The sequence below is a fragment of the Acetobacter ascendens genome, assembly GCF_001766235.1.
Classification (GTDB): Bacteria; Pseudomonadota; Alphaproteobacteria; order Acetobacterales; family Acetobacteraceae; genus Acetobacter; species Acetobacter ascendens.
Window position 1 is genome coordinate 1,352,000 of the sequence record NZ_CP015164.1, and the last position, 12,803, is coordinate 1,364,802.

The following is a 12,803-nucleotide window of genomic DNA, read 5'->3' on the forward strand; positions in this document are numbered from 1 at the left end:
GTTTACCGTCCGCCTAAAAAGCTTTCTACCGCCAACGTAAACAGTTGCGGATTCTGCAAAAATGCAAAGTGGCTGGTATTGGGCAGAACCAAAAGCCCAGCCCCTTCTACCGTAGCAGCCATATGCTCGGCCTGAACACGCCCCACAATGCCATCATGGTCTGCGGCAGCCACCCATAGTGGCGCAGTTACCCGCATGATATCTGCATCCGTCCAATTAGGTTGCCTGCCACGCATGGTCTGTACGGCAGATTCCATATCTCCAAACCGATGCGGCGTAGAAGAAAGCTGCCTGTATTCCTGCCGGCTTCTTTCCATGAAGGATTTGTAAGCAGGGATATCTCCTGCGCGAGAGAGCAGACCGTCTGGAGTGCTCCACGGTGCAAAAGCAAATATCCGGCTAACACTGCTGGGGTGCCGCATACCAACATCTAGCGCCTGCACTGCGCCATCTCCCCACCCCACCAAAGCTACGCGACGCAGATGTAAGAACGCCATAACTGTCAGCACATCATCGGCTAGCAAATCATACCCCAAGGGCAAGGCCCCCATTGTGCTACGCCCATGCCCACGCATATCCATCACAATCACACGGCATCTGGCACGTAAGAGCGCACGGGCAAGGTCTCCCATATAATTGGAATTGGCCAAACCATCATGCAGCAGCATGACTGGCACACCTTCTCCCGCCGATGCATAATATAATTGGGCTTTGCCTTGTGCAGGCACCATGCCCGTATCAACAGGCAAGCCACCACTTTCAGCTTCCAGTGCTAACGGTGTGGGCGGCAAAGCACGCCAATCATACACCCCGTTGATAGGTGGCATTTTATCTACAGAAGAAGAGGCAAACGCCAATGATGGAGCTTGAGCAAAAGCTTTATGCCCAACAAAGCCCGATACCATGCCACCCAGCGCAAGCTGCATAAGCGCACGCCGGTTTACTCGTGCTTTCTGCGCGGTCTCATCGGTTGCACATTCAAACAGCTTCGGCATCTTGCTCGTCTTTCCGTTTCTTTTCTGTGCCATCACAAACACTCAAAGCATAACAGGCTTATGCCATAACATGCCGTTTTGTATTTAGCGCACGCAACGTAATCTGGTTTTGCACAATAAAAAAGCCGCCCCCTTTGCAGGGAGCGGCCTTTATATTCCGAAACCGAAAAACGGCTGAAATTACTTGGACTGAGCCATGATTTCTTCAGCAACGTTGCGCGGCACCGGATCGTAGTGATGGAACTGCATGGTGAAGGAAGCACGGCCCTTCGTCATGGAACGCAGGTGAGAAATGTAACCGAACATTTCTTTCAGCGGCACATAAGCACGAACCATAACGGTAGAACCGGAGGTTTCCTGGCTCTGGATCATGCCACGACGACGGTTCAGGTCACCCACCACGTCACCAACGTGATCATTCGGGGTGGTGATTTCCACGTCCATAATTGGTTCCAGAATAACCGGACCAGCTTTTTTCATGCCATCACGGAAGCAAGCCTTAGCCGCGATTTCGAACGCCAGAGCGGACGAGTCAACGTCATGGTACTTACCGTCAAGCAGCGTGAACTTGAAGTCCACTGTCGGGAAGCCTGCCAGAACACCTGTGGAAGACTGAACACGAATACCCTTTTCAACGGCCGGGATGTATTCTCTGGGAACAGAACCACCAACAACCTTGTTTTCGAACAGGATACCTTCGTTACGTTCAACCGGCTGGAACTCGATCTTCACTTCAGCGAACTGACCGGAACCACCAGACTGCTTTTTATGGGTGTAGGTTTCCGTATGCGGCTGCGTGATGGTTTCACGGTATGCCACCTGCGGTGCGCCCACGTTTGCATCCACACCATATTCACGACGCAGACGGTCGATAATGATGTCCAGATGCAGTTCGCCCATGCCGGACAGAATGGTCTGGCCTGTTTCCTGATCGGTCTTGAGCTGCAGGGAGGGATCTTCACCAGCCAGCTTCTGCAGGGCTAGTGTCATCTTTTCCACTGCGTCCTTTGTTTTCGGTTCGACGGAGATGTCGATAACCGGAACAGGGAAGGACATACGTTCCAGAACAACCGGATCTGCCGGGTCTGCCAGCGTATCACCTGTCTGGGAGTCTTTCAGACCCACAAACGCAGCAATGTCACCAGCGTGCACTTCTGTCAGTTCTTCACGCTTATCAGCATGCATCTGATAGATACGACCGATACGTTCTTTGTGGCCCTTGGTGGTGTTCAGAACCGTATCACCGGTTTTGAGCACGCCACGATAAACGCGCACAAAGGTCAGTGTGCCGTACTTATCGTTGATGATCTTAAAGGCCAGACCAGCGAACTTACCATTGGGGTCAACCGGAATGATGGGCTGGTTTTTTTCGTCTTCTTCTTCACCTTCCGGCGGAGCGCAACGAATACCTTCAACATCGTCTGGAGCAGGCAGGTAGTCGATGATGGCATCGAGCAGAGGCTGCACGCCCTTGTTCTTAAACGCTGTGCCACACAGAACCGGACGGAATTCACCGGAAATGGCGCCCTTCTTGATGCAACGCTTCAGCGTTTCAACAGAAACGTCACCCTTTTCGAAGTATTCTTCCATGGCTGCGTCATCAACAGCCAGAGCTGTGTCTAGCAGGTTCTGGCGTGCTTCTGCAGCCTTTTCCTTCAGATCAGCCGGAATTTCTTCGTCGTGGAACTTCGCGCCAAGTTCACCGCCTTCCCAGACGATGGCCTTCATTTCCACCAGGTCAACAACACCAACAAACTTGTCTTCTGCGCCAATTGGCAGCTGCATCGGGATAGCAACGATATCCAGCTTTTCTTTCAGCGTATCAAATGCGCGATAGAAGTCTGCGCCGGTACGATCCAGCTTGTTGATAAAGATGATCCGAGGCACCTTGTAACGGTCTGCCAGACGCCAGTTGGTTTCGGACTGCGGCTGCACACCAGCCACACCTTCAATGATGAACACGGCCCCATCGAGCACGCGCAGGGAGCGGTTCACTTCAATGTTGAAGTCGATATGTCCGGGTGTATCAATAATGTTGATACGGTGGCCTTCCCACTCACAGGTCACGGCGGCGGACGTAATGGTAATACCACGTTCACGTTCCTGAGCCATGTAGTCAGTCGTGGTGTTGCCTTCGTGCACTTCACCAATTTTATGGGACACGCCGGTGTAGTACAGCATACGTTCGGTCATGGTCGTCTTACCTGCGTCAATATGCGCGGTAATACCGATATTACGAATCTTGGACAGATCGGATGTGGCGGACACGAAAACCTCCAGAAAACAGGTCAGGCGCGAATGGGAATCCCTTCGCGCCTGTGGCCGCCGTGCACCGTATTGGCACCTGTGATGTTAAAATCTTCAGGAAACCCGGCTGCCGGAAACCGGCCGATAGACGACGATGCCTGACACCTTGCCAGACATCTACACCGCAGAAACCGGCCCTACCCCACCAAGTGAATAGAGCCGGCTCCACTGAATAAGGTAAACCCCTGAATCAGGCGCCTGCGGCTGCCTGCTTTTTGGCCTGAGCGCGCAGAACGCGGCGCTTAATGACCTGTGCTTCTTCAGGAAGCTTGCGGTTAGGCATGCTCAGCAGGAATGCATCCAGACCGCCATTGTGCTCAATGGTGCGCAGGCCACGGGCGCTTACGCGCATACGCACAGCAGAACCCAGAGTTTCGGAAACCAAGGAAGCATCCTGCAGGTTAGGCAGAAAGCGACGACGGGATTTGTTGTTAGCGTGGCTGACGTTATTTCCGGTCAGCACACCTTTGCCGGTAATCTGGCAACGACGGGACATTGTCTCATCCTTGTCTTATACAAAATAGGAACAGAGGGCCGAGACGAGCGCCCGGCGACCACATTCAGGATTGGCGCGGCTTATGGCTTAGCCACGGCCTTCAGTCAAGGGTTGTGCTCAGGCTTTCTCGTTTTCCTGCCCGGTCTGTGCCCGAACAGACGCATGTACTTCGCCTGATCTAACACTCTGAGCCGCTGAGTCGAGAATGCGTAACACAGTGTCCTTGTCCATGATCTGGGCAAGAATACCTACAGAATTACCCAGAAGAGCAGAGGCCACCGCCAGCGGAGGATATTTTTCATTCCGCAAATGCTCAATGGCGTGCTGAATGACCATATCGCACCGTGCCAGATCTTCGGGCACATCCATTTTCGGGCCTGCTTCGGGAGTCTGCCCTGCTGTTTCGGTCATCTCTTTTGATCCTTCATTTTTCTGCCGCCCACATTATCTGCAAGCGCGCGATTCGTCAGACACAGCCAAGCCTTACCAGCAGGCCTACGCCTTTTATCACGTCTCCTGCCCGCTTTCTCCCCCCTGAGCGGCCCACATGGATGCATACACCGCATTCTGGGCCAACAGGGCTGCATGGGTGCCACGCTCAACAATATGCCCCTTAGCCATCACCAGAATTTCGTCTGCATCCACAATGGTGGACAAACGATGAGCGATAACAAGAGTTGTGCGGCGTGCTGAAACCGTTTTAAGCGCTGCCTGTATTTCTTTTTCAGTATGTGTGTCTAACGCGCTCGTGGCCTCGTCAAGCACAAGAACGCGTGGGTCTTTCAAAATCGTGCGGGCAATGGCCACGCGCTGCTTTTCTCCGCCAGAAAGTTTTAGCCCGCGTTCACCCACCTGCGTTTCATACCCTTCTGGCAAGGACATGATAAAATCATGTATCTGCGCCAGTTGGGCTGCCTGCTGCACTTCTGCCGGGGTGGCACCTAGCCGCCCATAGGCAATATTGTAGCCAATGCTCTCGTTAAACAGCACGGTATCCTGCGGCACTACACCAATGGCGGCTCGCAAGTCTGCCTGCCGATAATCGCGCACATCGTGTCCATCCACTAGCACTGCGCCGGACCACACATCGTAAAACCGGAACAGCAACCGGCTAATGGTAGATTTGCCCGCCCCTGTAGTGCCCACAATGGCAACCTTGCGGCCCGGCGCCACCTCAAAGCTGATACCGTGCAGAATTTCACGCTCGGGCCGATATCCAAAATGCACATCTCTGAACGCTACCCGCGCTGGCGCAGAAACCTGCAAACGCGTGGCAATGGAAAGAGGATGCACAGGATCTGCTACTTCCACCTCCTCTTCCGTCAACCCCAGCATGTGCTCTAGATCAACCAATGCGGTACGAATGGCGGAATAAACGGAACCCAGAAAATTTAACGGTCCATATAGTTGCAGCAGATACGTGTTAACCATAACGAACTCGCCAACCGTAATGCGTCCGGCCTCAATATCATGCCCCCCCAGCAACATAATAGCCGTAAGAGAGAGGGCGATAATAGCCGCCTGCCCGAAGTTGAGAAAACCCAAGGAATACTGCGTTTTTTTAGCAGCCTGTTCGTAACGCGCCTGTGCGCTATCATACCTTTGGGCTTCGTGCTTTTCGTTCCCAAAATATTTTACGGTTTCGTAGTTCAGCAGGCTATCTAGCGCTTTGCCTGTGGCCTCACTGTTGGTTTCATTCATCTCGCGCCGAATTCCGAGCCGCCAAGATGTAAACCGCACGGTAAACAGAATGTAGGCCGCAATCATCAGCGCCATCAGCGCCACATACTGCCAGTTAAAAACACGCCAGATAACCACCATCACCAACGCCGCCTGTAGGATGGTGGGGGAAATGGACATGATCATCCGCAGCAGTGTTTCCACGGCCTCTGTGCCGCGCTCAATAGCGCGTGTGACGCCTCCGGTGCGGCGATCCAGATGAAAGCGCAAGGAAAGTGCGTGCATATGCTCAAAACTGCGGTAAGCCGCCTGCCTTGCAACCCGGAACCGGACTGGTGCAAACAGGGCATCACGCATATTGGTAAGCGCGGCAGAAGCCAAGCGCACCAATCCGTAACAGAGAATCAAAGCCGCAGGCGCCATGGCCAGCGAATGGGGATGCGTAAACCGATCCACCACACGGCTGTAAACTAGCGGAATGCCCAGTGTGGCCAGTTCACCCCCAAGCATGACCACAAGAACCAGCACAACGCGCCAACGCAGGGCACGATTTTCCTGTGGCCACAAATATGGCAGCAAACGTGAAAGTGTTATGGAAACCGGCTTTTTGAGCGGCCCGGCAGCCGCGCGACGTGGTGGCATAACTCGCATGTGCCATGCTGGGCGCATTTTGCAACCCCGCCACACCTTGCCACCGCCTTTGCCACACCCGATAACAACCCCAGACACGCTAGGCACAGTTCAACAGGATTTTGTTTCCATGTCTTCCGACATCACGCCTTTTCTTCGGCATCTCAAGCAGTGCAACACTGCTCTCATTCCTGGCAAACGTGCCCCTTTTTCTCTGGCTGGCACGGCTGCCGGATGGATTACGCCAGAACTATTTGACAGGCTGGAAAAAGAAGGCCTCGGCAACCGTACAGCCGGCTTTAATCTGCCAGACCCCAGCAAATTGGAAGCTTTGGGCGAAGCTTTGGCGCAGGAAGGTTTTTATCGCTCTCATCACGAACTGTTTGATGTGCGCACAGATGTAGATAAGCCCGCTATTGCGCGTATTGACCGTGGCGCCTTACCTCTTTTTGGGCTGGTTGCCACAGGCGTGCACATGAACGGGCTGGTGCGCAAAGCAGATGGCCTTTACCTGTGGACCGGTCGCCGGGCTGCAAACAAGCGGCTAGACCCATCCAAGCTGGACCATCTGGTAGCAGGCGGCGTGCCTGCCGGTCATACAGCGCGTGAAGCCCTGATCAAGGAAGCGGCAGAAGAAGCCAGCATCCCCCATAATCTTGTGGCTCTGGCGCAGGAAACAGGGCATCTGGTTTACGCCATGGAGCGGCCGGAAGGGCTTAGGCGAGATATTCTCGTCTGTTATGATCTTTACTTGCCTGAAAGCTTTGAACCAGAAGCCGCTGATGGCGAGGTAGAATCCTTTGCTCTACTGCCTTTAGCTAAAGTGTTTCAGATTGTGCGGGATACGGATGAATTTAAATTCAACGTCAATCTGGTGTTGATTGACCTGTTCCTACGCCACGGCCTGATAGACACCAACACGCCTGCAGGCCAACAGCTACGGGCGGGGCTTAACCACGGTCTTTCCGCAGCCAGCCCCGGACACCATCCGGTTTCAGCCTGATATTTCAGGCTGAATAGCGCGCATCTGCACAAGCGCTGGCCTCGGCTTCTGCTTCCTTTAGCCCGGCCAGCAAACGCTCACGAATTTCCTCCAAACGTTTTTTATCTGTGATTTTCAGACCAAACAGGTCCTTCACATAAAAAACGTCCACTGCCCGCACGCCATAGGTGGTGATGTGGGCAGAGGCAATTTGCAGGTTCTCACGGCTCATGGCGGCCGTTACATCATGCAGCAAGCCGGGACGATCGCGCCCATTGATTTCGATAACGGTGTAGGTGTTGGAAATTCCGTTATCTATCACCACACGCGGCGGAACATGAATGGCCCGCATACGCATGGGCATATGCCCAAATCCGGCTCGGGCAATTTCTTCACTAATATCAATATGGCCGCTTAACCCCTGTTCGATCAGAGATGCCAGACGGGCAAGCTTGTGCGTTTCTTCATACGCTTGGCCAGAAGTATCCTGAATCCAGAACGTATCCAACGCCATACCGTGTGTCATCGTATGGATGCGTGCATCCACAATGGAGGCCCCGGCCAGAGCCAAGGCTCCTGCTATTTTGGAAAACAGACCCGGCACGTCCACCGTGTAAATGGTCACTTCCGTAACCCCGCGCGCAGGCAGAGGCAGCACTTCTACTGTAAGCGGTGCATCATTGGCATCTGCCGCACGGATAAGCCGTGCATGGCGGCGATGTGTCTCATAATCGAAGGAAAGCCAGTAGCCGGCGTATCCCAGCCCCAAAAAGCGTTCAATATCCTTTTGGGGAACACCTTCTTCTGTCAGAATATCGGCTGTAATTTCCTTGGCATGGCGCACACGCACATCTCGTTCTGTAGTGGCTAGGCCACCGGCCAGAACTTCTGCCACACGCACATACAATTCACGCAGCAGCGTGGCCTTCCATGCGTTCCACACGCGGGAACTTACGGCACGCATATCCACAATGGTCAGCAGCAGCAGTAGGCGCAACCGTTCTGGAGATTGCACAATGTCTACCACATCCAGAATGGTTTTGGGATCATCAATATCGCGCTGGAACGCCGTATGGCTGAGCAACAGATGATGCAGCACCAACCAAGAAACAGTTTCTGTTTCTTCACCGGACATACCAAGGCGCGGGCAAAGTTCAGCCGCAATTTCCGCCCCAATTTCAGAGTGATCCCCACCCCGCCCTTTGGCAACATCGTGCAGCAGAACAGACATATATAATGCCCGTTTGGAATGCAGCCCCTTTACCAGTTCATAGGCAATGGGAATTTCATCCGCCATGCGGCCAGAGGCGACTTCATCCAAAATACGCACGGCTTCTATCGTGTGTTCATCCACAGTAAATACGTGGTACGTATCAAACTGCATCTGCCCAACAATGCGCGCCCAATCAGGAATCAGGCGACCGAAAATGCCGGTTTCGTTCAGAATGTGCAGCCAGTGCGCATGCCCTGCGGGCGGATATTCTCCATAGGCGGCAGAGTAAGACAGACCACTTTCTTCCACTACAGAAGGCACAGAAGCCGTTGCCGGGCGACGACGTGGCTTTTGCTCCACCGTAGATTCATCACCACAAAGCAGATCAAGGAAAATACGTGCAGCTTCTGAATTATCCCGCAGGCTAGTAGCTCTACGCTCCCACCGGATAAGCTGATGCCGTGCCAATGGATGCAGCGCCAGACGGCGCACACGCGCCCAATCCAGAATCTGCATCATTTTAATGGGTTCTTGATCGAAACTTACACCACGATCAGGCAGAATCTGCCCGTCCAGCAAGGTAAATCCGGCTTGCCGCATGGCTTCATCTGGCTTGGCTGCGTTAGCAACCGGCCCCTGAGCCTGCCGCAGCACAGCGGGTTCCAGAACATGGGTTAACCGCATGACTTCCCGGGCTGTCAGGAAGTAATGGCGCATAAAGCGCTCCACCCCATTTTGCCGCCCATGCCGGGTATACCCCATGCGTGCGCCAATAACGGGCTGCATATCAAAGGTTAGCCGCTCTTCCGCCCGCCCTGCTACGTAGTGCAAGTGCAAGCGCACCGTCCACAAAAAGTCCCAAGATCGGCGGGCACGTGCGGCTTCCTGCTCTGTTAGTAGGCCCATCCAGATAAATTCCGGGGCAAGCAGATCTTTGACATGGCGGGTGCCAAACGTGTTGCGGCACATCCAGTACAGGGTTTGCAGATCACGCAGCCCCCCGCGCCCTTCCTTTATATTGGGTTCTACCAGATATGGGCTATCACCAAACCGCCGGTGGCGTTCCAGACGTTCACGACGCTTGTCATGAATAAAACCAGCGGCACCTGCATCCACACAGGCCAGAATGTAGCGGGCCTCAAACGTGGCAAAAAGGGCTGAATCCCCAGCCAGCAAACGTGCATCCAGCAGGGCGGTGCGCACTGTGGTGTCTTTTTTAGCTTCTTCAATACATTCATTAATGGTGCGGGTGGCATGCCCCACTTTCACACCCAGATCCCACAGAAAATACAGAACGTATTCAATAAGCGGATGCGCACGCTCTGCACTTTCCTCCGCCACCAAAAACAGCAAATCAATATCACTGAAAGGCGCCAAGAGCCCGCGTCCGTAGCCGCCTGTAGCAGCTATGGCAAAGCTGGGCAGCATACCGCTTTCTACAGTGCCTGCCCCAATAGTGGCGCGCACGGCCAGATCCACAATGGCGCGCACCATAACATCTGTAAAAACAGCTATCTTTTTGGCTGCCCCAGCGCCTTTAAGCTCATGCCGTTCAAACCGGTTGCGTATATCCGCCTGATACCGCCCCAGATGGCGGCGGAAAATGGCAACAGCATCATCCCGTTCAGGAATAACCGCATCTTCCGGTGTTGCGTCTCTTAATTCCCGCGTCAGACACGCAGAAAGCATTTCTGGCGTTAGGGTGGCCAGCATGGTCATGTCGGACTGCTGCACTGCGGCAGGCTCTACGGAAGGGGTGGGCATGAGAGGCGAGTTCTGCTCCTGAATGGGGTCTGGCGTCATGGTGTTTAGTCTGCCACCTGTGCGTGTTCTTCCTGCGCGGCTTCCTTGCGCAATTCGTACAGAAGATCCAGCGCGGCACGGGGTGTCAGGCTATCCGGGTCAATATCTAACAAACGTTTACTTATCGTATTTTGGGGCTCAGGGGGTAATGTCTTCTGCGTGTCAAACAGCGGAAGAGGTTCGGGTATTGTATTTTCAGCACGTTCCAACTCCCGCAGTAGGCGCCCGGCCCGGTCCACCACAGCGTGCGGCACACCAGCCAACCGCGCAACGTGTACACCCCAGCTTTTTTTGGCTGATCCTGCAAGCACTTCATGCAAAAACACAATTTGCCCCCGCCATTCCCGCACTGCCATAGTATGCAAAGAAAGCCGCGGGAGTGTATCCACCAAGCGCGAAAGTTCATGGAAATGCGTTGCAAAGATTGCACGGCAGCGCACGCTTGAATGCAAAGCCTCCAACACAGACCATGCAATTGCCAAACCATCCAACGTGGCTGTGCCACGCCCGATCTCATCCACCACAACAAGAGAACGCGGGCCAGCCTGATTAAGAATGGCGGCTGTTTCCGTCATTTCCACCATAAAGGTGGAACGTCCACGCGCCAGATCATCCGAAGCACCTACGCGGGAGAAAAGCTGATCCACCACCCCGATTCGCACCCGATCAGCCGGAACGGGAAACCCCCCTTGTGCCAGAATAACAGCCAGTGCTGTTTGGCGCAGATAGGTGGATTTACCGGCCATGTTCGGGCCCGTTAGCAGCATAACGCGCTGTTGCGGTGCCAGATCACACGTATTTGGCGTAAAACGCGTGCCCGCTGGTAAGGCGGCTTCCACCACCGGGTGGCGGCATCCTTCCAGCGCAAAGGCAAAATCTTCTGTCACCTCTGGGCGGCACCACGTACCATTCCCTGCCAGATCTGCGCAGGATTGCAAAACATCCAGCACAGCCAATGCCTGCGCCAAAACCGGCATGCTGCGTTCGGCCAGAACCTGTTCTACCAGTGCGCCGAACAATTCTTTTTCACACTGCGCTGCTTTTTCTGCGGCCTCGGTTATGCGGGCATCCAGTGTTGAGAGTTCTTCTGTAGCAAAACGCGCATTGCTGGCCGTGCCCTGCCGCAAGATAAGCTCTGGCTTGTCCTTAAGCTTGGCACTAGCTGCTACGGGCACATCCATCACATAGCCAAGCTGTGCGTGATGGCGAATTTTAAGACTGTTCAGCCCATAATGTGCGGCATATTTGGCCTGCAAGCCTGCTATCAGGCGGCGTGAATCATCCCGCAATCCACGGTATTCATCCAGCTTGGCATCATAGCCCTGCGCAATAACGCCGCCATCATCCAGCCGAGCCGGAAGGTTTTCTGCCAACGCACGCGCAAGTTCAGCCTCCAGCACCTGCCCTCCGCCCAACCGCGTAACCGCTTGATGTAACGCCGGAGGTAATGAGGCATTAGAGGCCGTAAGAATACGCGCGGCCTCCCGCGCCACCATAAGGCCATCACGCATAGCGGCCAGATCTCGCGGTTGCCCGCGCCCAAGGGACAACCGGCCGAGTGCGCGTGCAATATCTGGTGCTTTTTTAAGTGTTCCGCGCAACGCCTCCCGCCGCACAGCATCTTCCTTTAGCCACCACCACCCCGCTTGTCGGGCGGCAATCTGGCCTGCATGTGTAAGCGGGGCTGCCAACCATTCTGCCAGCATACGCGCACCAGCCGCACTGACCGTACGGTTTACGGCGGAAAATAGCGTGTGCTCATCCCCTCCGTCCCGCGCGCGCAAGATATCCAGACTGGCGCGTGTGGCCGGATCTATGCCCAGAATGCCGCTTTCATTTTGTGGAACTGGATGCGCCAGACGCGGCAACTTACCAGCTTGGCTGCGCTGAACGTATTCCACCGCCATGGCAGCAGCTACGCTTTCTTCATCCGTAAAGGTGCCAAAGGCTTCTATGCTGGCTACATCAAAAGCACTAGCCAAACGCTGGCGCGCCGTATCTGCGCCTGACGCCACGGTTTCTGGCGCACGGCGGGCTTCGTAATCCGCTAGATTAAGCATAGCCGGTGCAAGAATTTCCGCGGGATCCAAACGGCCTAAAAGCGCGGGAAGCCCTTTGCCTGTTAGGCTTTCGGTTTCAAACAACCCGGTTGAAACATCAATCCACGCAGCACCTATAACTATATCAGCAAAGGATGCCTCGGCTTTTTTGCCTTTTCCCTTTGTTTGTGGCGCCGTAAGCGCCAATGCGAGCAAAAGGTTAGAGCGCCCGGGCTCCAGAAGTTCATCTTCTGTTAGCGTGCCGGGGGTAATAACCCTTACAACGCCACGCGCCAAAGGCCCCTTGTTTGCTGGTCTGCCTTTGCGGGGTGTTTCTGTCTGCTCTGCCACCGCCACCCGGAAACCGCGCCGGATCAAACGCGCAAGATAAGCTGGTGCTGCCGCCACAGGCACCCCACACATGGGAATCGGTTCTCCCGCATGTGTGCCGCGTGCTGTTAGGGCAATATCCAGCGCAGCCGCTGCAGCCGTAGCATCATCAAAAAACAGTTCGTAAAAATCGCCCATGCGAAAAAACAGCAGGGCTTCAGGATTTTCGGCCTTGAGGGTGAACCACTGCGCCATTGCTGGCGTAGCACCTTTGGAGGAAATGCGTGTCATGCCGCTATCATAAAGTGCTCACACACAGCGGCAACAA

The 12,803-nt window shown here is 54.6% G+C and carries 8 protein-coding genes; 1 reads left to right on the plus strand and 7 read right to left on the minus strand.

Going from position 1 to position 12,803, the window contains the following annotated elements; genetic code table 11:
* Positions 1–2: 2 nt before the first annotated feature.
* The 5 genes from A4S02_RS06540 to A4S02_RS06560 all read right to left on the minus strand — a co-directional run bounded on the left by A4S02_RS06540 (position 3) and on the right by A4S02_RS06560 (position 6,057).
* The gene (locus A4S02_RS06540; protein WP_070324201.1) at positions 3–1,028 is read right to left on the minus strand and encodes an alpha/beta fold hydrolase; all 1,026 of its coding nucleotides are present in this window, start codon (positions 1,026–1,028) and stop codon (positions 3–5) included.
* A 147-nt stretch (positions 1,029–1,175) separates the two neighbouring features.
* Entirely contained in the window at positions 1,176–3,263 is a 2,088-nt protein-coding gene (gene fusA / locus A4S02_RS06545; RefSeq protein WP_070323295.1) for an elongation factor G, read from the minus strand.
* Positions 3,264–3,492: 229 nt separating this feature from the next.
* Entirely contained in the window at positions 3,493–3,798 is a 306-nt protein-coding gene (gene rpmB, locus A4S02_RS06550) for a 50S ribosomal protein L28 (RefSeq protein WP_070323296.1), read from the minus strand.
* A 117-nt stretch (positions 3,799–3,915) separates the two neighbouring features.
* Complete coding sequence (locus tag A4S02_RS06555) at positions 3,916–4,209, minus strand: hypothetical protein (protein WP_070323297.1); 294 nt, start codon at positions 4,207–4,209, stop codon at positions 3,916–3,918.
* A 96-nt stretch (positions 4,210–4,305) separates the two neighbouring features.
* On the minus strand, positions 4,306–6,057 hold the full coding sequence (locus tag A4S02_RS06560; protein ID WP_208858940.1) for an ABCB family ABC transporter ATP-binding protein/permease: 1,752 nt from the start codon (positions 6,055–6,057) through the stop codon (positions 4,306–4,308).
* Positions 6,058–6,238: 181 nt separating this feature from the next.
* Here A4S02_RS06560 and A4S02_RS06565 point away from each other — a divergent pair, with 181 nt between their 5' ends.
* Positions 6,239–7,111, plus strand: coding sequence for an NUDIX hydrolase (locus tag A4S02_RS06565; protein ID WP_070323299.1), 873 nt, complete (start codon positions 6,239–6,241; stop codon positions 7,109–7,111).
* 4 nt (positions 7,112–7,115) lie between these two features.
* On the opposite strand, the gene A4S02_RS06570 is transcribed toward A4S02_RS06565, so the two are convergent.
* Positions 7,116–10,106 (minus strand): [protein-PII] uridylyltransferase, encoded by a 2,991-nt coding sequence (locus A4S02_RS06570; RefSeq protein ID WP_070323300.1) that lies wholly within the window; start codon positions 10,104–10,106, stop codon positions 7,116–7,118.
* Positions 10,107–10,111: 5 nt separating this feature from the next.
* On the minus strand, positions 10,112–12,766 hold the full coding sequence (gene mutS / locus A4S02_RS06575; RefSeq protein WP_070323301.1) for a DNA mismatch repair protein MutS: 2,655 nt from the start codon (positions 12,764–12,766) through the stop codon (positions 10,112–10,114).
* Positions 12,767–12,803: the final 37 nt, after the last annotated feature.

Excerpts from the sequence above, each read along its gene's own strand:
- A4S02_RS06540 (WP_070324201.1), bottom strand. The coding sequence starts at position 1,028 with ATGGCACAGAAAAGAAACGGAAAGACGAGCAAGATGCCGAAGCTGTTT.
- mutS (WP_070323301.1), bottom strand. The coding sequence starts at position 12,766 with ATGACACGCATTTCCTCCAAAGGTGCTACGCCAGCAATGGCGCAGTGG.
- A4S02_RS06570 (WP_070323300.1), bottom strand. The coding sequence starts at position 10,106 with ATGACGCCAGACCCCATTCAGGAGCAGAACTCGCCTCTCATGCCCACC.
- A4S02_RS06565 (WP_070323299.1), top strand. The coding sequence starts at position 6,239 with ATGTCTTCCGACATCACGCCTTTTCTTCGGCATCTCAAGCAGTGCAAC.
- rpmB (WP_070323296.1), bottom strand. The coding sequence starts at position 3,798 with ATGTCCCGTCGTTGCCAGATTACCGGCAAAGGTGTGCTGACCGGAAAT.
- A4S02_RS06555 (WP_070323297.1), bottom strand. The coding sequence starts at position 4,209 with ATGACCGAAACAGCAGGGCAGACTCCCGAAGCAGGCCCGAAAATGGAT.